Source organism: Saccharopolyspora antimicrobica (assembly GCF_003635025.1).
Lineage (GTDB): Bacteria > Actinomycetota > Actinomycetes > Mycobacteriales > Pseudonocardiaceae > Saccharopolyspora > Saccharopolyspora antimicrobica.
Map to the genome: position 1 here is coordinate 7724907 of NZ_RBXX01000002.1, position 23184 is coordinate 7748090.

21 protein-coding genes are annotated in these 23184 nt (G+C 70.3%); 5 read left to right on the forward strand and 16 right to left on the reverse strand.

The annotated features are described in order from the left end of the window. The first annotated feature begins 43 nt into the window (after window positions 1-43). Window positions 44-961 (forward strand): CPBP family intramembrane glutamic endopeptidase, encoded by a 918-nt coding sequence (locus tag ATL45_RS36420; RefSeq protein WP_093154555.1) that lies wholly within the window; start codon window positions 44-46, stop codon window positions 959-961. 25 nt (window positions 962-986) lie between these two features. Beyond that, on the forward strand, window positions 987-2075 hold the full coding sequence (locus ATL45_RS36425) for a Clp protease N-terminal domain-containing protein (protein WP_093154552.1): 1089 nt from the start codon (window positions 987-989) through the stop codon (window positions 2073-2075). Between the two features lie 43 nt (window positions 2076-2118). On the opposite strand, the gene ATL45_RS36430 is transcribed toward ATL45_RS36425, so the two are convergent. The 9 genes from ATL45_RS36430 to ATL45_RS36465 all read right to left on the reverse strand — a co-directional run bounded on the left by ATL45_RS36430 (window position 2119) and on the right by ATL45_RS36465 (window position 9699). Continuing rightward, window positions 2119-3297: a Gfo/Idh/MocA family protein gene (locus tag ATL45_RS36430; protein WP_093154550.1), complete on the reverse strand. Its 1179-nt coding sequence runs from the start codon at window positions 3295-3297 to the stop codon at window positions 2119-2121. Window positions 3298-3544: 247 nt separating this feature from the next. Beyond that, entirely contained in the window at window positions 3545-4930 is a 1386-nt protein-coding gene (locus ATL45_RS36435) for a cation:proton antiporter (RefSeq protein WP_246025747.1), read from the reverse strand. Next, on the reverse strand, window positions 4927-5079 hold the full coding sequence (locus ATL45_RS39205) for a hypothetical protein (RefSeq protein ID WP_170210451.1): 153 nt from the start codon (window positions 5077-5079) through the stop codon (window positions 4927-4929). Before ATL45_RS39205 ends, ATL45_RS36435 begins: the two co-directional genes overlap by 4 nt. Before the next feature lie 91 nt (window positions 5080-5170). Then, on the reverse strand, window positions 5171-5731 hold the full coding sequence (locus ATL45_RS36440) for a 4'-phosphopantetheinyl transferase superfamily protein (protein ID WP_170210452.1): 561 nt from the start codon (window positions 5729-5731) through the stop codon (window positions 5171-5173). 166 nt (window positions 5732-5897) lie between these two features. After that, entirely contained in the window at window positions 5898-6863 is a 966-nt protein-coding gene (locus ATL45_RS36445) for an NAD(P)H-dependent flavin oxidoreductase (RefSeq protein ID WP_093154544.1), read from the reverse strand. Next, window positions 6863-7690: an aminoacyl--tRNA ligase-related protein gene (locus ATL45_RS36450; RefSeq protein WP_093154541.1), complete on the reverse strand. Its 828-nt coding sequence runs from the start codon at window positions 7688-7690 to the stop codon at window positions 6863-6865. Before ATL45_RS36450 ends, ATL45_RS36445 begins: the two co-directional genes overlap by 1 nt. After that, complete coding sequence (locus tag ATL45_RS36455; RefSeq protein ID WP_235863690.1) at window positions 7687-7932, reverse strand: RidA family protein; 246 nt, start codon at window positions 7930-7932, stop codon at window positions 7687-7689. Before ATL45_RS36455 ends, ATL45_RS36450 begins: the two co-directional genes overlap by 4 nt. Next, window positions 7929-8807, reverse strand: a complete 879-nt coding sequence (locus ATL45_RS36460) for a diiron oxygenase (RefSeq protein WP_093154539.1) — start codon at window positions 8805-8807, stop codon at window positions 7929-7931. Before ATL45_RS36460 ends, ATL45_RS36455 begins: the two co-directional genes overlap by 4 nt. A 34-nt stretch (window positions 8808-8841) precedes the next feature. After that, a complete protein-coding gene (locus tag ATL45_RS36465) occupies window positions 8842-9699 on the reverse strand; it encodes a hypothetical protein (protein WP_093154536.1) in 858 nt (285 codons plus the stop codon). Window positions 9700-10275: 576 nt separating this feature from the next. On the opposite strand from ATL45_RS36465, the gene ATL45_RS36470 reads away from it, so the two are divergent. Together ATL45_RS36470 and ATL45_RS36475 are read left to right on the forward strand one after the other, a co-directional pair. Next, the gene (locus tag ATL45_RS36470) at window positions 10276-11235 is read left to right on the forward strand and encodes an alpha/beta hydrolase (RefSeq protein WP_170210453.1); all 960 of its coding nucleotides are present in this window, start codon (window positions 10276-10278) and stop codon (window positions 11233-11235) included. A gap of 519 nt (window positions 11236-11754) precedes the next feature. Further along, on the forward strand, window positions 11755-12360 hold the full coding sequence (locus ATL45_RS36475) for a response regulator transcription factor (RefSeq protein ID WP_170210454.1): 606 nt from the start codon (window positions 11755-11757) through the stop codon (window positions 12358-12360). 373 nt (window positions 12361-12733) lie between these two features. Here ATL45_RS36475 and asnB read toward each other — a convergent pair whose 3' ends face one another. After that, window positions 12734-14578, reverse strand: a complete 1845-nt coding sequence (gene asnB / locus ATL45_RS36480) for an asparagine synthase (glutamine-hydrolyzing) (RefSeq protein WP_093154528.1) — start codon at window positions 14576-14578, stop codon at window positions 12734-12736. A 640-nt stretch (window positions 14579-15218) separates the two neighbouring features. Here asnB and ATL45_RS36485 point away from each other — a divergent pair. Next, complete coding sequence (locus ATL45_RS36485) at window positions 15219-15899, forward strand: TetR/AcrR family transcriptional regulator (RefSeq protein ID WP_093154526.1); 681 nt, start codon at window positions 15219-15221, stop codon at window positions 15897-15899. Window positions 15900-15921: 22 nt separating this feature from the next. Here the strand turns inward: ATL45_RS36485 and ATL45_RS36490 are convergent, their stop codons facing one another. The 6 genes from ATL45_RS36490 to ATL45_RS36515 are packed head-to-tail and all read right to left on the reverse strand — an operon-like array spanning window position 15922 to window position 23176. After that, window positions 15922-17388 carry an ABC transporter ATP-binding protein gene (locus ATL45_RS36490; RefSeq protein ID WP_093154523.1) on the reverse strand — a complete coding sequence of 489 codons (1467 nt, stop codon included), beginning with the start codon at window positions 17386-17388 and terminating at the stop codon, window positions 15922-15924. Next, window positions 17385-18119 carry an energy-coupling factor transporter transmembrane component T gene (locus ATL45_RS36495; RefSeq protein ID WP_211841380.1) on the reverse strand — a complete coding sequence of 245 codons (735 nt, stop codon included), beginning with the start codon at window positions 18117-18119 and terminating at the stop codon, window positions 17385-17387. The genes ATL45_RS36490 and ATL45_RS36495 overlap by 4 nt, the downstream gene beginning before the upstream one ends. 32 nt (window positions 18120-18151) lie before the next feature. Then, entirely contained in the window at window positions 18152-18775 is a 624-nt protein-coding gene (locus ATL45_RS36500) for an MptD family putative ECF transporter S component (protein WP_211841381.1), read from the reverse strand. A 43-nt stretch (window positions 18776-18818) separates the two neighbouring features. Beyond that, window positions 18819-19619 (reverse strand): thioesterase II family protein, encoded by an 801-nt coding sequence (locus tag ATL45_RS36505; protein ID WP_177242002.1) that lies wholly within the window; start codon window positions 19617-19619, stop codon window positions 18819-18821. A 6-nt stretch (window positions 19620-19625) separates the two neighbouring features. Beyond that, window positions 19626-21341 (reverse strand): ABC transporter ATP-binding protein, encoded by a 1716-nt coding sequence (locus tag ATL45_RS36510; protein ID WP_093154521.1) that lies wholly within the window; start codon window positions 21339-21341, stop codon window positions 19626-19628. After that, on the reverse strand, window positions 21338-23176 hold the full coding sequence (locus tag ATL45_RS36515) for an ABC transporter ATP-binding protein (RefSeq protein ID WP_093154518.1): 1839 nt from the start codon (window positions 23174-23176) through the stop codon (window positions 21338-21340). The genes ATL45_RS36510 and ATL45_RS36515 overlap by 4 nt, the downstream gene beginning before the upstream one ends. Window positions 23177-23184: the final 8 nt, after the last annotated feature.

A 23184-nucleotide genomic window follows, 5' to 3' on the forward strand; every position in this document is an offset into this window, starting at 1 on the left:
GTGATCGATCCCTACCTTCTGATGTGACGACCACGTCGGAAGGATGATCGACTTGTTGAGCGAACCGGCCACCACCCGGAACTCCGCGCCGGAGGACGGCGTTGCGCACCACCTGCTCGGGCGCACCACAGCGCACCGGTGGTGGCGGCCGCTGGTGGAGCTGGCGCTGCTGCCGGTGCTGGTGGTGGCGTTCTCGCTGCTGCTCTTCGGCGCCGCGTCCGGGCTCGCGGTGGCCTTCGGCGCCGGGATCGGCCCGGACCAGAACTTCGCCGACCCGCTCTGGGAATTCGGCTTCGGGTTCGCCGCCATCGCGATCCTGCTGCCCGCCATCGCCCTCACCGTCAGGTGGGCGGGCAAGCGGCGGCTGGGCACGGTGTCCAGCGTGGCGGGCCGGTTGCGCCGGCGGTGGCTGCTGGAGTGCCTGGGCTGGGCGCTGCTGGGCATCGGGCTGGCGATCGGCGTCGACCTCGTCCGCGGCGTGCCGTGGGATGCCGCGGCGTGGCCGGGCTGGCCCACCTTCCTGACGGTGCTGGCGGTGGCGCTGGCGCTGGTGCCGTTCCAGGCCGCCGCGGAGGAGTACCTGTGCCGCGGCTGGCTCGTGCAGACCCTCGCGGCCTGGACGCGGACCCCGTGGCCGGGCATCGTCCTGAGCTCGGTGGTGTTCGCCGGGCTGCACGACTACACCGAACCCTGGGTGCTCGGCGAGATGTTCCTGTTCGCGATGGCGATGTGCTGGCTGACCATCCGCACCGGCGGGCTGGAGGCGGCGATCGCGCTGCACGTGGTGAACAACGTCGTCCTCATCGTGCTCGAAGCCACCCAGGGCATCCCGGCCCTCGACCAGAGCGGCGGCGGCTACACGCTCTGGGACGTCCTGCCCGTCGCCGTCACGACGCTGCTCTACGCCTGGTGGATCGACCGGCGCGCCCGCCGGCTCGGTCTGGCCGCCACAACCCGCTGATCCGACGAACTCCTGGAGGAATGACATGTCCCGAACGACGTTGCCGTGCACCGAGGTCTCCCGCGAGGTCGCCGAAGCGCTGACCGAGGCCTTCCGCGGAGCCATCCGGCGAGAGCAGCCCGCGGTGGGAACCGAGCACGTGCTCTCCGCGCTGCTCGACGGCGATTCAGCCGCCGGCAAGGTCCTCGCTCCCACGGTGCGCGCCAGCGGATCGATGATGGGCGTGATCCGGGCCAAGGGCATCGGCGATCACTGGGTGCACGACGAAGATGCCGAGCCGGTGCACGATCTCGCGGTGACCGGCCTGCTGCGCGAAGCGGAATGGGCGGCGCGGCAGAAGGATTCCGACGTACCGCCGCCGACAGGTGCGTTGCGCGCGGCTCTCCGGCAAGCGCTGCTCTACGCCGACGAGCACGGAACTCCGCGGGCGAACACCGCGCACCTGCTGATGGGCCTGCTGCACAGCCCTCAGAACCGGGCGCACGAAGCACTTCGCGAATGCCGGGTGGACCGCAGCGACGTCCTCGCCCGGCTGCAGGTGCACCCCAGCGCGCGGGAACCGGGCGAGCCGCCCCGCACCGACACCGCGCGAACGCTCCGGAAGATGGGGCTGCTCACCGGACGACGCGGTCAGCTGTCCGTGCGCTTGGTCGCCAAGCTCTTCGGCAACGGCGCACCGGTGTTCATGGTGCTTCGGCCGGAAGCCCGCCGCCAGGCGATCCGGCTCGGGCACGGCGAGGTGACGACCGCGCACCTGCTGCTCGCCGTTCTCGCGCTGGACGAGCAGCTCACCGCCGCCGGGGAGCGGTTCTCGCCGGAACTGGCCGGGAGCAGCACCGCCGCCGAGCGCCTCCGGACCCGCGGAGTCACGCTGCACGCGGCGGCCAGCGCCGCGCTCGACCTGGTCCCGGCGGCCGAGAACCGCCCGCGCGCAGGTGAATTTCCCGAGAACGGTGCGCTCTTGAAGGTGCTGACCAAGGCCCGGTGGCGGGCCGAGGAGAACGGCGTTCCCGCGGGCACCGACGTCCTGCTCGCCGAGCTGCTGGCCGAACCCGACGGCCTGGCCGGCGCACTGCTGACCGGCCTCGGCGTCGACACCGACGACCTGGTGTGACCGGTGGTGCTGCGCCCGCCGATCCGGCGGGCGCAGCACTTCGTCAGGAGCGGCTGGACTTCTCGAAGTAGTCGAGCAGCGCGGCCTCCGGCGCGGCCACCTCGACCGGTGCTCCGCCGTTGCGCAGGGATTCCGTTGCCGCGCAGCCGGTGGCGACCGCTTCCCGGGCCGCGATCGGCGAGGTGACGGTCGGCACCCCGGCGCTCACGAACTCCAGGAACTCGGCCACGATGCGCGGGTCTGCGCCGCCGTGCCCGCCGCTGGCGCGCTCGACCTCCACCACCCGGTCGGCCTCCGGCGCGTAGCCGCGGTGCCTGCGGTTCCACACCTTGACCACCGCGCCCTCGCCGTCGCCGAAGTTCTCCAGCCGGCCCTCGGTGCCGATGACGGTGTAGTTGCGCCAGTAGTCCGGCGTGTAGTGGCACTGCTGGTAGCTGGCCAGCACGCCGTTGTCCAGCTGCAGGTTCACCAGGTTCAGGTCCTCGACGTCGACCACCGGGTTCAGGCCGGTCTGGCTCAGCGGCGGCCAGTTCTGCTGGTACTCGGCCCAGTCGTGGCCGGTCTTGTAGACCTCGTGCTCGTTGCGGTCGGTGATCGCGCCGTAGACGGTCAGCGCACCGAGCGCGTTGACGCGCCTGCTGTAGCCGCCCGCCAGCCAGTGCAGGACGTCGATGTCGTGCGCGCCCTTCTGCAGCAGCAGGCTGGTGCTCTTGCTGCGGTCGGCGTGCCAGTCCTTGAAGTAGTAGTCGCCGCCGTGCCCGACGAAGTGGCGGCACCAGACCGATTTCACCTCGCCGATCGCTCCCGAGGTGATCAGGTCGCGCATGGTCCGGATCACCGGCATGTGCCGCATGTTGTGCCCGACGTAGAGCTTGCCGCCGGTGCGCTCGGCCGCCGCCAGCACGCGGTCGCAGCCCTCGGTGGTGATCGCCAGCGGCTTCTCCAGGTAGACGGCGATGCCGGCTTCCAGGCAGCGGATCGCGTGCTCCTCGTGCAGGTGGTCGGGGCTGACCACGAACACCGCGTCCAGCTCGCTCTCCAGCAGCTCGTCGAGCGAGTGCGTCACCCGGACGTCACCGTCGTAGCGCTGCGCGGCGGCCGCGGCGCGCGCCGGGTCCGGATCGGACACCGCGACGATCCGCGATCCCTCGCCGGGCCGGTGGGCGTGATCGGCGATCCCCACCCGGAGCCCGCACCCGAGCACACCTGTCCTGACGTCCATGAGCCACCTTCCCGCACGACCGGCACGACTGCACGCATTTGTCGCAAGCTGATTGTTTGCAGCTTATATCGATCACTTGCGCGCAATCCACCCTATGTTCTCCGCACCGACCGCACCACCCCCGGGCGTCAGGCGCGTGGAACAGCGCGGGGGAACCTGCGGTGAGGCACCACCGCAGGTTCCCCCGGCAACCCGGTTCAGCTGGCGACCAATGTCCCGACCGCGTCGGCCGGGAGTGGCGCTCCCTTCACTCCCCTCTCGGGCCCTCCGCTCGGGTTCCAGCGCCGACAGGAGGCGGTGTCGGGATCGGCAGCGCGGTGCCGAAGTCCGTGCTGCGCCGCATCGACCAGCGCACCAGCGGCCCGGTGGCCGCCGTCGTGATCACCGCGACCAGCACGAGGATGGTGTACGCCAGCTGGTTGATCAGGCCGGCCTCGTGACCGATGGTCAGCACCACCAGCTCGGTCACGCCGCGGCAGTTCATCAGCACCCCGAACCGCAACGCCTCCGCCGCAGGCATTCCGGCCAAGCGGACCGCGCCACCCGCGCCGACCAGCTTGGTCACCACGGCCGCCACCAGCACAACCAGCAGCACCAACCAGGCGAGCGGCGAGGTGCCCAGCAGCCCCACCGAGGCTTTCAGCCCGACCCCGGCGAAGAACACGGGCAGCAGGACGATCAGCGTGAAGCCCTCCAGCTGCTCGCTGATCCGCTCCACGGCCGGCGAGTCGCGCGGAACCGCGACGCCGAACAGGAAGGCGCCGACGACCGGGTGCAGCTCGATCGCCTGCGTCAGCGCGGAATAGCCGATCGCCCCCGCGACGAGCACCACCGCCAGCGACTGGTTCGACCCGAGCTTGCGCACCAGCACCGCGAGCAGCGGACGAACGCACAGCGCCGTGACGATCACCAGCGCGGTCGCCAGCAGCACGATCCGCAGGCCGTGACCGCTCGCACCCTGCCCGGCCAGCAGGAACGCCAGGCTCAACCAGAGCAGGCCGTCACCGATCGCGGCGGCCGACAGCGACAACGCGCCGATGCTCGTCCGCTCCAGCTTCAGATCGGCGAGGAGCCGCGCCAGCACGGGCAGCGCCGTCACCGCCATGGCCAGCCCGACGAACAGCATCGTCTCCACCGGCGCATCGCTCGTGCCGGCGAACAGATCGCCGGTGACGAACACGATGCCCATGCCCGCGGCGCACGGCAGCGCCATGCCGCCGACCACTGCCGCGCCCACCACGCCCTTGCGCTCGATCCGGTCGGTGCGCAGTTCGCAGCCCAGCAGGAAGACGAAGACGACGAGTCCGAGCTGCGCCATCTTGTCGAGTCCTTCGAGCACCGGCGGCGGGAACAGCAGCGCTCCGCCCTCCGGCCACAGCGCACCGAGCAGGGAAGGCCCCAGCAGCAGGCCGCCGACCATCTCGCCGAGCACCGAGGGCTGGTGGAACCGGCGGGCCAGCGCGGCCAGCGCCTGGCAGGTCACCAGGATCACCGCGACCGCGATGAGGAAGCGGGTGACGGAGTCCACGGCGTGCGATTCGGTCGCTGCCCACAGGGGCACCATGGCCGCGAGCGCCGCGAGGCCCGCGGCCACCCCGAGCGCGGTCCGCACCCGGCCGGGTCTGCCGATCACGCCGCCACTCCCCCATCCGCGACCGTCGCGGCGTGCGAGATCCGCCGATCTGCGGGCGCTTCGACGCCCGGCGGACGGAGCGAGCACCGCTCCTCGTCGCCGCACCGCGCCAGGTGGTCCCGGCGGGAGTCATCGAACTGGTCGGACATGCGCACTTCCCCTCGGTGAGCGGAAACAGTTCCCCAATGGCGGCGAGAATCAGGGCGGAACCGACGTCGCCCCCTCGGCGAATCGGGCGCATCACCACCGGATCGCCAGGGCGAACGAGAGCTCCGCCGACGAGCGGACCTGCACCCGCACCTGCGCGTCGCGGTAGGACGCGATCAGCTCGCCACCAGCCGGGCTGAGTTCGGCCTGCCAGAACAGGAACTCGCCCGCGACGCCGAGGCCGCTCATGGCCTTGAAAGCCGCTTCCTTCGCGGCGAACAGCTCGCGCGGGGTGTACTCCCCCGCCGGCGGGAGCAGCATCCGCCGCTCCCGCGCACGAAGCACGAACGCGGTCACGCGAGGCCCGATGTCCGCGCTCTCCACGTCGACACCGACCGAGGCGGCGCCGGGAACCACCACCGCGACCGCCACGCTCTCGGTGTGCGAGATCGAACCGGGGAACCCCGACGGGAAGCGCGGTCGTCCATCGGGCGCGCGGGGCACGGCCCGATCGGCCGATCCGGCAGCGGCCAGCGCCGCCGAAGCCGCCCGCCGCCCGGCCGCGGACTGCTCGCGCGGTCCGCGCGGCGGCCGCACCTGGCGCCATTCGACCACGGCTCCAGCTGCGGCGGGGACTTCCAGCTCGACGCTCACCGGCAGCGCCCTTCACCCGCGCAGCGACGCGGTTCCCGGTACACCGCGAACGGAGCGGTCCCCGCTGAACAGCAGGTCGCCCGGCAGCGCACGAGTGCGTTGCCGGGCTCCGGTCGCCGCGTCGTGTTCTGCACCGGCTGACATCGGATTCCGCTCTCTCCTCGATCTAGGCCCCGGTCCGCGGCAGGACCCCGGCGAACTCGGCGACGACCTCGGCCGCCGTCGGTTCGCCGGAAACAGCGGCGCAGGACAGGCCGCAGTACATCGCCATCTCCTCGATGCGGCCGCTGGTCGCATCGGTCGGCACCGCGGAGCTGAACCGCGGCACCAGGTACGGCTTGCCCTCGACCACCGTCTTGCCGATGAACTTCGCGGGCTGCTGCGGATCGCTGGTGACGGCCGTCGCCAGCACGCGATGCCGCCGCCCCGGCCACCCGATCTCGTAGACATCGGTGATCACCGTGTCGACCGCGTCGGCGGCGGTGATCGCTTCCTTGAAGTAGGCGTGCGCCCGCGATTCGCGCGTGGCGACGAACGCCGTGCCCAGCAGCACGCCGTCGGCCCCGGCCGCGAGCGCCCGGCTCGCCTGCTCCGGCGAGCCGATCCCGCCCGCGGCCACGAGGCAGGCGGCAGGCACCTTCTCGCGCAGCTCGGCGACCAGCTCGTCCCGGCTGGACTCGCCGAGGAGGTGGCCGCCGGCCTCGATCCCCTGCACGACGACCACGGCGCCCCGCTCGGCCGCGCGCACGCCCTCGTCCACGGTTCCGACCTGGACGACGAGCTGCCTGCCCGCCGCGGCGATCCGGTCGAACACCGCATCGCCGGGCAGGCCGAACAGCGACAGGTGCACCCGCGGTGGCGTCTCGTCGAGCACCTGCGCCACCTGCTGGTCGAGCTCGTCCGGCCCGACCACCTCCGGGATCAGGTTCACCCCGACCGGCCGATCGGTGCCGGAGGTCAGCCGGGCGAGCATGGCCGACAGCTGTTCGCCGACCAGCTTGTAGCCGCCCGCGCAGCCCGCGGCGCCCGCGTTGGACACCGCGCAGGCCAGCTCCGGCCCGGCGACCCCGCCCATGCCCGACTGCAGCAGGCTCACCTCGATGCCGAGCACCTCGGCCGCCGTGGCACGCATCAGCCCAGGCCCTCGACCGCGGACAGCGCGGCGTCGGTGCTGCCGAACCGCTCGGTCAGGGTGTGCACCCACCGCTCCAGGCCGAAGGCCAGGCAGCTGGTGTGCGCCGTGTCGCCACCGGCCTGGATGGCGCAGCGCTCGCCGAAGAAGTTCCGGTGGTAGTTGACCGAGCCGATGGCCAGGCCGTCGACGACGAACTCCTCCTTCACCGGGAACAGCTTCTGCATCTTCGCCTTGCCGCTGTTCCTGTCGAAGAACGGGTCGGTGGCGACTGCGAGCTTCACCTCCAGCCCGAGCTCGGCGCACAGGGCCGTCACGGCCTCCTTGGCCCGGGCCAGGTGCTGCTTGGCGCGTTCCTCCGGTCCGATGCAGACGATCTCGCGCATGGAGAAGCCGTGCAGCCGCTGCAAACCGTCGTAGTGGTCCTCGTTGCGGAAGCACGTCGCGACGGTGCAGCGCATCGTCCCGTCCGCGGGCAGCGTCGAACCGGCGAGGTCGGCGTAGATCGCGTAGCACGCCGCCGACGGCAGCGCGAACGCGGACGGCTCCATCACCTCGGTCGGGATCCGGTCGACCGGCCGCTGCGCCTCGGCCAGCGCGGCACCGAGCCGTGCCGGGTCGAGCCGGGCGGCGGCCAGCCCCAGGTGCGGGAAGTTGTCGTAGTAGTCGAACTTGTCGAGGTCCTGGCTGCGGACCAGGTGCGGGTACCGGAACTCCGGCACGTCCCAGCGGTCGGCGAAGCTCAGGAACACGGCGTCGATGGCCCGCAGCAAGCGGAGTTGGCCGCCGTCGAGGACGCTCAGTCCGTTGTCGGTCGCGATGGTCATAGCGCTGCTTTCTGATCGAAGAACCGGGCTGCGATCGCGTTGAGGGTCCGGAAGTCGTCCAGATCCAGGTCTTCCGGATCGATCGAATCCCCGGTCAGCTCCTCCAGCAGGAAGATGAACTCGACGAAGGCCAGCGAGTTGATGGCCCGGCTGTCGATCAGGTCCAGATCGGCGGGCAGCTCGCCGAGCTTGGGGTTGCGCTCCCGGATGAACTCCCGGACCGCCTCCATCGGGTCGGTCATGACTTGATCACTTCCCGGCCGACGCCGGACTTGGTCAGGAACTTCCGGGTCCGCTTCAGCACCTGGTCGTGCGCCTCGATCCGGGCCGGGTGCGCCAGCGCGCGCCGCCGCAGCGCCAGCGCGTCCGGGATGCCCGCATCCCGGTAGGCGGCGGGGTTGTAGAGGGTGCCGATGCTGTACTGCAGGTAGTTCTCGAGGTATTCGGCGACCACCGGCACCTCGTCCGGGTCGCGCTTGGCCACCTGCTCCAGCAGCTTCACGAAGATCATCCGGCCGAACGCCACGTGCCGGCTCTCGTCCTGGTGGTGCACCCGGTTGATCTCGCGGGCGATGTGCGGCAGCGTCTGGTCGGTCGCCATGTGCGCGTTGTAGTAGTCGACGATCTCCTCGAAGATCAGGATCCGCGCGAACACGATCATCTCGCGCGCCACCTCCGAGAGGTGGTCGACCGAGTCGGCCTTCAGCGTCGGCTGCGCCGGGTAGAGCTTGCCGCCGTAGCGCAGGCAGAACTGCGCGAAGAACCACATGTGCTCGTTCTCCTCACCGATGAAGTGGTGGAGGAATTCCGAGACGTTGGCGTAGGTCCGCTCGTGGATGCGCATCACGACTTCGCTCATCAGCTCGCGGATGCCGTGGATGTTGAGGCTGAAGAAGTTGATCGCCTCGTACTTGGTCAGCTCGATCTGCTGCTCGCGGGTCAGCTCGTCCCACATCGGCGTGCCCGCCAGCGTGGTGAGGCTCTCGCTCATCCACGGCATGCCGGGTTCGATGGACTCGGGCCAGTCGAACATCGTGTACGGGTTGTAGTAGCCCGACTCGGCCATCTGCTCCAACCGGTCCAGCTCCAGCACGACCGGCTCGATGGTTGCTGCCATTGTTGTTACTCGTCCTTCCCCGAAAGTGGGTTCTTCAACGCGCCGACCGAATGTCCGCACGCACCTGCGCCGGCGTCTGCGAACCGCATTCGTGGTGACCGAATGAGGCGTTGCCGGAAGCGGTGGACGGAATCACCTTGTTGTAGACCGACCCGAGGCACAGCTCCTGGAAGTCCGCCGTGTCCGCCGACAGCCGCGCGGCCAGCTGGGACTTGGCGATGTCGACCGTCCGGACCGCGCCGTCGTCGTCCTCGACCTCCACGCACGCGTGCGGCAGGTCGAGGGCACCGCCGAGCACACCGCAGAACCAGCCCCGCTTGGCCTCGGCCCGGTACCCGGCCGACCGGAAGCGCTCGGCCAGGAACAGGCTCGCCGCGATGCAGCTGGTCGCGCCGAGGGAGTGCACCAGCTGGTAATCGGCCTGCATCGGAACGGGGATCATCTGCCAGCGGTAGCCGGCGTCGAGGTAGTCCTGGGTCAGCTGCCGCAGCACCGGCGAGACGATCGGTGTGCGCGCGCCGGTCGTGGTGATCGTCGCGGCGTACTCGGCCGATCCCGAACTCGGCTGCGGCGTCGTTGCGACCTCGGCGCGTCCGCCGTACCGGGCGACGTCCGGCGCTTCGAAGTGCCAGGGCGCGACCCCGGCGCAGTCGACGCACTCCAGCTGGACCTTGAAGTCCCACGACTTCTCCCGCAGCAGCGCGTCCACCGGACGCCCGGCGAACCGGAAGAGCATGCGGAACGCCAGCTCCGGCTGCGTGTTCCCCTTGTTCGAGTACATGCCGAGGTTGTACAGATCGTTCGCGTCGAAATGACGCACTCCCGATCGTTCCTCGAAGGGCAGTCCCGCATCGACGAGCCGGTCGATCTCCACCGATTCGCAGCGCAGCATTTCCCGCGCCACGGATTCCGGCTGAACCCTGCTGGAATATTCAGCCGGAATGAATTCGATGGATTTCGCCACTTTCTCCCATAGGGTGTCCTGGGATATCGCTTGGTGCGCCACAGTCAATCTCCCCGAGCAGCACGACCGCGCCGACCGTCCGGCGCCTGCCATCGCCGCGACACCGCCGAACGACTTTCGGGGGCCACCGCGATCGATCTGGTTAACGAGAACGCTCCGCGCGAGCCATCCACCCGAATCAGCGGAACGCGATCCAGCCTAGCAGCAGCCGTCGGCGCCACCATAGATTATTTTTGCACGCGTACCCGTGCGTTTCACATCCACCGCTTGGAGAAATAAACGACCGGCAGTCACCTCTGTTATCTAGCACAGTATTTCCGGATACCGGTAGCATTCCGTCCGCCGCGCGAGCGGGACCACCATTCGCTCCGCACCCGCGCCGGCGCGGCGAGCCGCCGATCCACCGGCAGCCGGATCTCCGGGCGCGGTGCCCCTTCAGCGGTCATGCCGCGGTGTCCGGCCGGACCGGCGCGACCGACAACCGAGCTAGCCAGGAGAGCTGCGATGCCTTTGGACCGGATGCTGCACAACCTCATCAAGTGGCAGCGCGCCGACGGTCCGCCGACCCCGGTCCGGGAGCTGACCGTCGAGGAAGCCCGCGAGCGGTACCTGCGCAACGCGATCCGCCCCCGCTCGGCGGGCGGCGGCCCGCACGCGGCCGTGTCCACGGCGGACCGGACGGTCGACAGCGCCGACGGATCGTCGTTCCGGGTCCGGGTGTACACACCGGAGTCCGACGAGGGCCGGGTCCTGACCTACTTGCACGGCGGCGGGTGGTCGCTCGGCGACGTCGACAGCCACGACTGGGCCTGCCGCACCGCGGCGCTGTCGCTGGGCGCCGTGGTCGTCTCGGTCGACTACCGGCGCGCGCCGGAGTTCCCCTACCCCACGCCGCTGCACGACGCGATGACCGCAGCCCGCTGGACCTCCCGGTGCTTCCCCGGGCGGGATCACGTGATCGCCGGCGACAGCGCGGGAGCGAACATGGCACTCGGCGTCGCGCTCGACGCCCGCGACACCGGCGACGTCGAGTTCGCCGGCCAGCTGCTGATCTACCCGGTGGTGGATCCAACCCTGCGGTTCGCGTCGAACTCCGCGTGCGCCGAGGGGTATCTGCTGAGCGTGGACGATCTGGCCTGCCACTACGACCAGTACCTCCCCGATCCGCGGCGGCGCAGCGACCCGGCGGTCGACCTGCTCAACGCCGACCTCCGGAACCTGCCGCCGACGGTGATCGCCACCGCCGAGTTCGACCCGCTCCACGACGAGGGGGTGGAACTGGCCGAGAAGTTGCGCGCCACCGGGGTACCGGTCCGCCACGTGCCGGGACCCGGCCTGGTCCACGGCTATTTCCTGATGCAGGACATCGTGCCTGCGGCATCCACGTGCGCCCGCCTGGTCCTCGACGAGCTGGCTGCCGTGCTGAGCCCGGAGCGCGGCGCGAAGCCGGTTCCCTTCGGATAAGCACGACACCTCGCGGCGCCGCGCAGGGCCTCCGGCCCGCCGGCGCCGCATTCACGTCCGGGGTCGGCCCGCCCGGGCACCGTTCCTCGCCTCCCGCGTCCGCCGCCGGGCGGCGACCGGATGAATAGTCGGCGATGAACGGGAGATGAGTGAAAGTGAAAACTCTTCTGTTAGCCGGAGCCCAGAAGCTTTCCCAAATCTTTCACCGAACCCCGATCTCAACCCCGACAGCGCGGACAACTCGACCCCGGTGCGACTTCGTTCCTGTCGTGGAACGGAGCTTCCGCGCACCCGGCGCCAACAGCGCGAGGACCTGCGCAAAAGCCGGGACGAAGGGCGACCTCACCACCGGATCCCGGTACCGCGGGACTCGCCCGAACGGAAGCAGGGACTCTCGACCAACGAGCCGATCGGCTACTCAATCCGGGTCGTGGATTGGGGATTGACTCGCCATTTCGTACACGTATGATAAGGCCGACTCACATGATCCAACTCGGGCGAGTTCCCTGGGGGCTTCTAGTGGAAATCGACGTTATGGTGTCCGACGACCTGCAACTGTCGCGCCTCGGACTCACTGCCTTACTCGAGCAAAACGAGGAGATGCGAGTTGTCAGCGCGGTCGAGGGTGGTCTCGATGCGCTGGAGTTCGCCGAGAAGCATCGACCGGATGTCGCGATCATAAGCTTCGAAGGACCGGACAACGATGCGATAGCAATTGCCGAGAAGATCGCGAGCCTCCCGGAGTGCCGGAGCCTGCTGCTGTCCACCGCGTTCAGCAGGTCGATCGTCCGCCAGGCCTTCACCAGCGGCATCGACGGCATGGTGCAGCGGAGCGCCCCACCGCGCCAGTTCTTCGACGCGATCCTCCGGGTGTACCGGGGCGAGCGGGTGTTCGACCCGGAATTGACGGTCGCCGCGCTGGGGAACGAGGGATGCCCGCTGAGCTCGCGGGAGTTCGCCGTTCTCGAGCACGTCGCCCGTGGTGACACCGTGGGCGAGATCGCCGCCCGGTTGCACCTCTCCGAGGGAACCGTGCGGAACTACGTCTCCTCCGTGGTCGCGAAACTGGGTGCGCGCAATCGCATAGACGCTCTGCTCATCGCGCGGAATTTGAACTGGATCTGAATTCCGGGACGACCGCTGCGGCGAATTGCGAAATTGCGTTCTGGAAATCGCTGGAAATTCGTTCGAAGCACTGATTCCCATTCCGGTCGAAATCCGGAATGGCGAGCCGGTCGGCGCGGGGATCAACGGCAGATCGCCGCGCTCCCGCCCGGGAGCAGGTCGGATCGACCCGGGCAGGAGCGTCCGGAGCATTCCGCGGGTCCCCCGCCGCGGGCTTCCGGCCGGTTCCGACCGGGCACGTGACGGGAGGCCGAGCTCGCGGGCGGCGGCCGGCGAAGCCCGCCGGCGCGCCACCCGCGATGCCGCATCCGTCCGCTCGCCCCTGACGACGAGCGGACGCGATGTGCCAGTTGAACGCACGGGCATGGCGCGATCAGTCCAGCTGGAGTTCCGGAGAGTGCAGCTCCAGCCAGGTGTGCACGTCGAGCACCCGCTCCAGCGCGCCCCGCATGGCGACCGACATCCGCGCCGGGTCCTGCGCCACGGCCTGCTGCGCCCAGAGCCGGTCGATCAGCGCGAAGACCTGCGAACCCGGATCGGCGACCAGTTCCTTCACCTGCTGCTGGAGGATCGCCGCGTAGCCGGGGTTCTGCGTCGACGGGAACGGGCTCTTAACCCGTTCCACCACCGAGCGGGGCATCACGTGCGCCGCGGCGTGGCGCAGCAGGCTCTTCTCCCGGCCGTCGAACGTCTTCAGCGACCACGGCGCGTTGTAGACGTACTCCACCAGCCGGTGGTTGCAGAAGGGCACCCGCACTTCGAGACCGACCGCCATCGACAACCGGTCCTTGCGGTCCAGCAGGGAGCGCACGAAACGCGTCAGGTGCAGGTGGAACGTGGTGCGCATGCGCCTGTCCAGCTCGGACTCGCCGTCGAGGTGCTCGACCTCGGCGAGCGCCGTGGCGTACTGGTCGGCGGTGTAGGTCCGCACGTCGAGCCGCTCGCGCAGGCCGGGCTCGACGTGATCGGTGCGGCCCTCCAGGCTCAGCGGCGGGATCACCGTCATCCACGGGAAGGTGTCGGAAGCGGCCGCCGCTTCGCGGTGCAACCAGGGGTACCCGCCGAACACCTCGTCGGCCGACTCCCCCGACAGCGCCACCGTCGAGTGCTCCCGGATCGCCTTGAACAGCAGGTAGAGGGAATTGTCGAGATCACCGAAGCCATTCGGGATGTCCCGGGCCGCGACGGCCGCGCGCCGCACCGCCGGATCCGAGAGCTCGGCGGGGTCGAGCACCACGTCCCGGTGCGAGGACCCCACGTGCTCCACGACGTCCCGCACGAACGGCGAGTCGGGAGTTTCGCGCATCTCGTCGGGGACGAAGTTCTCCTCCTGGCCGACGAAGTCCACCGAGAAGCTGCGCACCTGCTCACCGCGCAGCGCCAGCCGCTCCGCCGCGAAACCGGTGATGGCGCTGGAATCCAGCCCACCCGAGAGCAGCACGCACTGCGGCACGTCGGAGATCAGCTGCCGGTCGATGATGCCGGTGAGCAGCTCCCGCACGCGCGCCACGGTGTCTTCCTGGCCGTCGGTGTGCTCGGCCGCGCTCAGGCGCCAGTAGGTCCGCTGCTGGATCCCGTTGCGGGACACCGTGATCAGCGTGCCGGGCAGCATCTCGTGCAAGCCCTTCCACAGCGCCCAGCCGGGAGTCTTGGTCTGCGCGAACAGCTCTCGCAGCCCGTCGGTGTCGACCACCTTGCGCACCAGCGGATTCGCCAGGACGGCCTTCGGTTCGGAACCGAACAGCACGCCGTCCGGCGTCGGGTGGTAGAAGAGCGGCTTGATCCCCATGCGGTCGCGCACCAGGACCAGCTTCTGGTCGCGCTCGTCCCAGATGGCGAACGCGTACATCCCGTCGAGGTGGTCGACGAAGCTCTCGCCCCACTCCAGGTAGCTGCGGAGCACCACCTCGGTGTCGCTGTCCGTCCGGAACGCGTGCCCGAGGTCCTTGAGCCGATCGCGCAGTTCCTGGAAGTTGTAGACCTCCCCCGAGTACACCAGGACGACATCGCCTGCCGGGGTGCGCTCGCTCATCGGCTGCGTGCCGCCGGGCAGGTCGATCACGGCCAGGCGCCGGTGCCCCAGTCCGACGTGGGTGCGCAGGTACGTACCGCCCGAGTCCGGTCCGCGACAGGACATCGTCCCGGTCATCGCGTCGAGCGCGTCACCCCGATGCGTCAGATCGGCGTCGAACGACACCCAGCCCGCAATCCCGCACATCTCACAACCTCGTTTCCCGCATGCGTTTCCGACACGCGTCGCGACCGCACGGCGATCCCGGGACGATCACTGCGGGCGGTTCTGGAGGTGCAGCCGGCCCGACCCGCTCGCGATGAACCGCGCCGGGCGAAGCTTCACCCGGCTTCCGCCGGGCTGGCGCTCGGTCCCGCGCGCAACGGCTCGCACCGGCGCAGCGACCACTTCCGCCGATCGATGCCACCAAGATCCCGTCACGACGTCGACAAGACCAGCTGACCCCGCCGCGGCGCGAGCTCCGGACCGGAGCGCGTCACCGCGGGCAAGGCGATCCAACACCGCGCACGAGTGCGCGCATTAAATTGAGTCGACCGTTTCCCGACAGGTACGAACCGTACGAATACCGCGACATTACCAACCGAATGGCGCGCCGGGCAATGTTCGTTTCACCCGGCCACCTTGTGAATTTTGCACGTTCGCCGACCTGGACCGGGCTGTTTCGGAATCGGCACCGCCACTTCCACAATTGTCCGCCGACACCCCGCCCACCAGGCGAACGATCTGCCTCCCGTTTGCTAGAATATTGTTGTCAGGACAATCAGTGCACGGCGGATTGAATTCACGCCGGCAGGGCGCCGTGGCTCGAGTGGTGGAGGTCAGCTAGATGCCCACAGAGGTCCCGCGCCCGAAAAACGTCGGCAGGCCACCGCGTTTGTCGCTGGAGGCGATCATCACCGCGGCGGACCGCATCCTGCACTCCGAGGGCGCGGAGAAGCTGTCAATGCGGCACCTGGCGAACGAGCTGGGCAGCACACCGATGGCGCTGTACTACCACGTGCGCGACAAGGACGAGCTGCTGCTGCTCGTGATGGAGATGCACGCCCAGCGCATCCCCCGCCCGCAACTCCCCGACGACCCCCGGGAACGGCTCGTCACAACGGCGGTCATGCTCTACGACCTGCTCGCCGAGCGGCTGTGGATCATCGACGTGCTGACCGGCGACGACCTCATCGCCCCGTCCTCGCTCTGGTTCGTCGAGGTCATGATCGACGCGGCCGTGGAGTACGGCCACAGCCCGGAGCAGGCCGTCTACGTCTACCGCACGATCTGGTACTACATCGTCGGCGATCTGATCATCCGCGTGAACAGCAAGCGCCGTCGCGCCCGCGCTTCGCACCCGGTCTACGAGGACGAGGTCATCGCCGGCCTGACCAGCGGTACCCACCCGCAGCTCGCCGCCGTCGCCGACCGCTGGGCCGAGCTCAACGCCCGGGACACCCACCGGGAGGGTCTGGCGGCGATCGTCGACGGGCTGCTGCCGCAGCGCTCCGAAGCCCACGACTGAGGCAACCCCCGGACAGCAGCGGTCACTGGACCGGGCGCAGGCACAGCTCTTGGTCCGCGGCCAGCGCGAGCAGGTCGGCGTCGTGGCTGATGAGGACGACCACCGCGCCGCCCGCGGCGACATCGCGCATCGTCCGCGTCATCGACTGCAGGTGGCGGCGGTCGACGCCGGAGCTGGGCTCGTCGAAGATGACCACGCGGCGGCCGCTGAGCCGGACCGCGGCCACCACCAGGCGTTGCTGCTGACCGCCGGACAGCGACAGCGGGTGCCGGTCGCCGAGGCCGTCCAGGTCGAGGTCGGCGAGCACGGTCGCGGCGTGATCGGCGTGGTCCGGAACCGTGCCGAGGCGGAGTTCGGCGGTGACGCTGTCGGTGAACAGCTGCCGCTGCACGTCCTGCATGACGATGGCCGACTCGCGCTGCCGCCGCGAGCGGGACAGCGAGCGGCCGTCCAGGAACACCTCACCGGTGTGACGCTGCAGGCCGGCCAGGATGCGGGCCAGGGTGCTCTTGCCCACGCCGTTGGGGCCGGTGACGGCGGTGATGGCACCGGCGGGCAGGTGCGCCTCCGCGATGTCGAGCACGCGACGTCCGCGGAAGGCACAGCGGATGTCGCGCAGCACGACGCCCGAACGGTTCTCCTTGCCCGATGTCGTTGCCGCGGCGGACTTCTCGCCGACCACCGACACCGCTTCCCGGTCTGCTCCAGGGGAAATGCTGGGTCCGCGCGCGAAAGCCGTTGTCACCGAGGTTCTTTCCGGCGGATCGAGGCTGCGCAGCCCCTCCGCGCGCAGCTTCTCCTCGGTCAGCCCGGCGAAGTCGTCCCGGCTCCAGTCCGCGGCGACGCGGCCGTCTTGGAGCACCACGATGCGGTCTGCGAGTTCGCGCAGGTAGTGCAGCCGGTGCTCGGCGATGACGAGGGTCGCGCCGAGCGACTGGAGTTCGCGCAGCACCGCGGTGACGTCCGCGATGCCCTGCGGGGAGAGGTTGGACGTGGGCTCGTCGAACAGCAGCACCGGTGGTTCGTGGGTGATGGCCGCCGCGCACGCCACCCGTTGCTGCTGGCCGCCGGAGAGCTCCCGCAACCGGCCGGCCAGCTCGGCGAGCCCGAAGTCGGCGATGACCTCGCCGACCCGGTCGCGGATGCGCTCCGGCGGCGCGCCGAAGTTCTCCAGCGCGAAGGCCAGCTCGGTGTCGACGGCGTCGGTGAAGAACTGCCGGCGCGGATGCTGCAGCACCGTCCCCGTCACCCGCCCGACCTGGGCGAGGTCGGTGATCGGTTCCCCGTCCACGCGGACGTCCCCGTCGAGAGAACCACCGTGGAACAGCGGGATGAGGCCGTTCATCAGCCGCAGCGCGGAACTCTTGCCCGATCCGCTCGGCCCGCACAGCACGACCGTCTCGCCGCGCCCGACGTGCAGGTCCAACCCGTCGAGCACGGCGGTCTCACCGCCCTGGTACGTCCACCGGACGCCCTTGAGCTGGATCAATGCCCGTACCCCCACAAGACCGTCGCCGCGCCGAGCACCACCACGACGACCGCGGCCACCGCGTCGGGGAGCCCGAAGCGCGGCGGATGCATCGACGTCGGCCGCGGTTGCGAACCCAGCCCGCGCAGCAGCGAGGACGCCGAGAGGTCCTCCGCCGCGCGCAGGCTCGACGCCATGAGCGGCACCGTGAAGTACTCGATGCTGCGGACGGGATGCCGCAGCACCGCCAGCCCGCCCCCGAGGCCGCGCAGCCGCATGGCGTCGTGCACCGCCCTCGCCTCCGAGATGATCGTGGGCACGAACCGCAGCAGCACCGCACCGGACACGGTGAAGGCCGACGGGATCCGCGCCGCCCGCAGCGCAGCGGTGAACCGGGTCGGCGGGATGGTCCGGGCCAGGTGCACGGCGATGCCGCCCACCGCCACCAACCGCAGCGCGAAACCGGCCATCACGCTGATGAAACCGAGCACCGGCCACGGTGCGACCAGCGGCAGCAGGAAGGCCACGCCGGCTGCTGCCGCCGCGGCCAGCGGCACCCCGATCGCGCGCCGCCAGGCGCGCTCGGAGATCGCCAGCAGCGTCGCGGCCACCAATGCCGCCGGGACGAACCAGATTCCGCCCGGTGCCATGATGGTGATGCTCGCGGCGAGCAGGATCACCACCGCGGTGCGCGGGTCCAGGACCCACCCCCGCGCGGGCCCGGCCGGACCGGCGGGAGCCGGCTCGCCCAAGGCGAGCGACCCCAGCTGCGGACTCGCCCCGGTCACACCAGCCCGGCCTTCCGGAAGTGCTTGTCCAGCAACCGGAGTCCCAGCAGGCCGCCGAGGAACCCGACGACCAGAGTGGACAGGTCGAAGGCGATCAGCACGGCCGGGGACAGCAGCGCGTCCAGCTGCTGGACGTACTCCGCACCCATCTCCTTCATGTACGGGCTGGTCAGGAAGTCGGCCCGGGCGTAGAACATGGGCAGGAACATCCCCACGAACCAGGTGCTGAACACCGCGTAGGCGAGCACGCTGAACCGGCGCGAGCGGTACCGCCCCGCCAGCAGCAGCGCCTCGGCGCCCAGCGCCGCCACCACCGCGACCACGAGGGTGACCGGCGGGCTGCCGATGAGGAGCATGAAGCCGCTCACGATGACGGCGAGCACGGTCACCATCCCGGCGTGCCGCACCCGCGTGAGGAACAGCATGAACGGCACGCCGCCCGCGACGATGCCGATCAGCACCGAAACCAGCGTGAACCCCGGGTTGATGAACTCGAGCGCGTTGAACACGCCCACCGTCACCAGGTAGAGCGCGCCGAAGATTCCGATGTTGATGAGGTCCCTCGGACTCATCCGGAAGTCGATCCGGCGGTCGGTGGCTTCCACTGTCACGGTGATCACTGCCCTCGTCTCGGTATCGTGAGGTGGTGTTCTGGCTGGCCGGTCACGGGGTCGACGGCCACCCGACCGCCGATTCCCGCGATGCCGCGCGGGCCTGCGCCTTGAGGATTTCGACGACCGGGTCGCGGTGCTCGTCCAGGTAGAAGTGGCCGCCCGCGAAGACGCGGAGCTCGCAGGTGCCGTCGGTGACCTCGCGCCAGGCCTCGGCCTCCCGCGAGTCGACCTCGGTGTCCTGGTCGCCGTAGAGCACGGTCACCGGGTTCCGCAGCCGCGGACCGGCCAGTTCCCGGTAGGTCTCGCTCAACCGGTAGTCGGACCTGATGACCGGGAGGAACGCCGCCATGAACGAGGCGTTGTCGAGGATTTCGAGGTTCGTCGCACCGGTGCGGCGCAACTCCTGGACGAGTTCCTCGTCGCTGCCCAGGTGCACCCGGCCCGGCCGCGACAGCGCCGGAGCGGGGTGCCCGGACACGACCAGCCCCGCCGCCGGTTCGCCCGCCGCTTCGAGTTGCCGGGCGATCTCGTAGGCGACGATGGCACCCATGCTGTGCCCGAACAGGACCGTCGGCAGCGGCGGCCCGCCGAGCGGCAGGTCGGCAGCCAGCACGGCGGCGAGCTCCTGCATGTCCGCGGGCAGCGGCTCGGAGTAGCGGTCCTCCCGGCCCGGGTACTGGACCGCGAGGAACTCGACGTCCCAGGGGGCCGACTCGGCCCACGACCGGTAGTAGCTCGCGCTGCCGCCGCCGTGCGGGAAGAGCAGCACCCGGGCTCGCGCGTACGGCCGCGGCACGGGCCTGCGGAAGGCACCGGCCCGGCTGCGGCTCGTCGAGGGATCAGCTGTCATGTCGACTCATTCGCTCGATGCCGGTGTCATGGCGATGTTCCAGAAGTCGGCGTAGCGACCGCCGCGCCGCAGCAGCTCGTCGTGGCTGCCCTCCTCCACGACCTTGCCGTCGTCCAGGAAGACGACCCGGTCGGCGCGTTGGACGGTCCGCATCCGGTGCGCCACCATCACCACCGTCCGGCCCGCCATCAGGCGCTCGATGCCCTCGTGGACCGCGGCCTCGTTCACCGGGTCCAGGGCGGAGGTCACCTCGTCCAGCAGCACGATGGGCGCGTTCTTCAGCAGCGCCCGCGCGATCGACACGCGCTGGCGCTCACCGCCCGACAGCAGCGCACCGCCCTCGCCGACGTCGGCCGCCCATCCGCCGGGCAGCCGCTCGACGACCTCGTCCAGCCGTGCCGCGCTCGCGGCCGCTCGCACCTCCTCGTCGGAGGCGTCGGGCCGGCCGAGGCGCACGTTCTCCTCGATCGTGCCGTCGAAGAGGTAGACGTTCTGGAAGACGATGGCGATCTGCGACATCAACACCTCGGTGTCGATCGAGCGCACGTCCACGCCGCCGACCCGCACCGCGCCCGCGTCCACGTCGTAGAACCGGGCGACCAGCTGCAGCAGTGTGCTCTTGCCCGCGCCCGACGGGCCGACGACGGCCAGTCGCTGCCCCGACGGCACGGACAGCGAGACGCCGTCCATCACCACGCGGTCGCCGTGCTTGAAGGCGACGGAGTCGAACTCCAGGTCGTTGCCCTCCGGCCGGACCGGGTCGCTCGGTTCCGGCAGCGGCTGGGTGCGCAGCACCGTGTCGAGCCTGTCCAGTTCGGACCGGGCGCCGCGGAGTTTGCCGCCGATGTCCGACAGCGACAGCAGCGGGTCCGCGCAGCGGGCGGCCAGCACCAGGATCGTCAGGACCTCGGCCACGCCGATGTTCCCGCCGAGCGCGAGGTAGGTGCCGAGCACCAGCAGCGCGGTGAAGATCGCCTGCACCGTGAGCGTCAGGCCCACCGCGCCGGGCAGCGTCGAGAGCACGGTGCGGCGGGAGGTGCGCTCGACCTCCTGCAACGAGTCGTCGAGCAGTTCGAAGCGCTCACCGGTCCGGCCACCGGCGCGCAGCACCGGCTGGGCCTGGAGGTACTCGATGACCCGCGCGCTGGCCTCGTTGTCGCGTTCGTGGCGCTCCGCGTCGGTAGTGGCCATCGACCGCGCCGTCCAGACCTGGATCAGCGCCACGACCGGCGCGGCGATCAAGGCGGCCAGCCCCAGCTGCCAGTTGAAGACCAGCATCACCACGACGATCGTCAGCGGCGTCACCAGGGCGTTGATGAACGGGGCCAGCAGGTGCGCCGCGACGCCCAGCGCCGCCAGCAGGCCGCGGCTGGCCATCATGGACACCTCGCCGACGCGGGCTTCGGTGTACCAGCCGATGGGCAGCCTGGCCAGGTGATCGCCGAGCCGGTGGTACATGCCGCGCAGCATCGTCGTCCCGACGCGCATGCCGGAGAGGTCGCTGACGTAGCGCATCACCGCGTAGACCACGACACCCGCGCCGAAGGCGATCAGCCAGGGCCAGGCATCCGCCGGAGTGCTGCCGAACAGCGCCTGCAGCACCGGGACCAGCAGCGCGTAGAGCAGGCCTTCGAGGATCGCCGTCGCCGTCATCATGGCCACGGTGCGACGCATCGGCTTCGCGTACTCGTGCCCCAGCACGCGCAGCAGCATTCGGATCATCGCGGCTCTTCTCCTTCTGGTACGCCACCGCGGGTTTCGATCTCGTCGGCGATCGCCGATCGTTGGGACTGCCAGAACTCGGCGAACTTCCCGCCCTGCGCCAGCAGATCGGCCGGCCTGCCGCGCTCGACGATCTCGCCGCCCTCCAGCATCACGACGGTGTCGGCGTCGGCGACCGTCTCCAGCCGGTGGGCGATCACCAGGGTCGTCCGGTCACCCTCCAACGTGGACAGCGCCTTGCGGACCGCCTGCTCGGTCTGCGGGTCGATGAAGGCGGTCGCCTCGTCGAGCACCAGGACGGGTGCGTCGGCGAGCAGCGCGCGGGCGATCGAGATCCGCTGCGCCTCGCCGCCCGAGAGCTTGACGTCCTCGCCGATCACCGACTCGTACCCGCGCGGCAGCTCCAGGATCCGGTCGTGGATGTTGGCCAGCTTGGCGACGCGGACCACGTCCTCGCGGTCGGCCTGCGGCACGGCCAGCGCGATGTTGTCCGCGACCGACGCGCGCAGCAGGCGCACGTCCTGGAAGACGAAGGAGACCGTGCGGTAGAGCTCCCGGCTGCCGAGGTCGCGCAGGTCGACGCCGCCGAGGCGCACCGATCCGCTGGTCGGGTCGAAGAACCGCGGCACCAGCTGGACCAGTGTGGACTTGCCGCTGCCCGACGGGCCGACGATCGCGGTGACCGTCCCCGGTTCGAGGACCAGGTCGATCCCGCGCAGCACCTCGTGGTCCTCGGCGTAGCCGAAGCGCACGTCGCGCAGTTCCACCGCGTGGCCTTGCGGCGTGGTCGGCCGCGCGGGCTCCGGCAGCGGCTGGACGGCCAGCACCTCCTTGATCCGGCCGACCGCGCGGCCGGCGGCCTGCATGTCGTCGAAACCGTGTCCCAGAGCGGCGACCGGGGCGGTCAGGCCCAGTCCGAGCAGCAGGAAGGGCAGCAGATCGGCCGGGGCCATGCTGCCGGAGGTGATCAGGGACGCCCCGCCGATCAGCACGACCAGCAGCACGAACGGCGGCGACAGCGCCAGCTGCATCCCGGCGGCGACCGCGGACACCCCGCGCACCCACCGGAAGAAGATGGAGACGAACTCGTTGGCCGCCTCGAGGAACTTGCGGTGCGAGCGCTCGGATCCGCCGAAGGCCTTGACCACCGAGATCCCCTGCACGAACTCGACGACGGAGCTCGCGATCCGCCCCATCGCCGCGTCGTACTCCTCCTGCTCCCGCGTCCGCGCCGGGAGCATCAGCAGCGGGACCAGCAAGACGGCCAGCACCACCGGGATCAGCGTGATCAGCGTGAGCCGCCAGTCGATGGTGAGCAGGTAGATCAGCGAAGCCAGCGGCACCACGAACGCGGAGACCAGCTCGCCGGGGGCGTGGGCGATGAAGGGGTGCACCGCGCTGACGTCCTCGCCCACCACCTTGGCCAGCTCACCGGTCTTCCGCCGGGAGAACCAGCCGATCGGCACGCGTCCCAGCTGCGCGGCCAGCTGCCTGCGGAAGGTCAGCTGCACCTTGCCGTCGACCACGTGCCCGATGCCGGACGACGCGGCGGTGAACACCAGGCGGACGAACAAGCCGACCGCGCCCAGGACCACCACGGTCCAGACGTGGCCCTGGTCGATCGGGCCGGGCGACAACAGGGTGCGACCGAGTTCCACCACCGCCAGCAGCGGCGCCAGCCCCGCCAGCGCTCCGACGACCTGCAGGATCGCAACGACCGCGAAGCTCCAGGCGTGCGGGCGCAGCAGTCCCTTCATGGGTTTCTCCGCCGCGGGCTCGGCCTCCGATGACGGCGTGGACTGCACCCTCGCCTCGGCGAGGTCGGTCGCGTTCATCGCTCCCC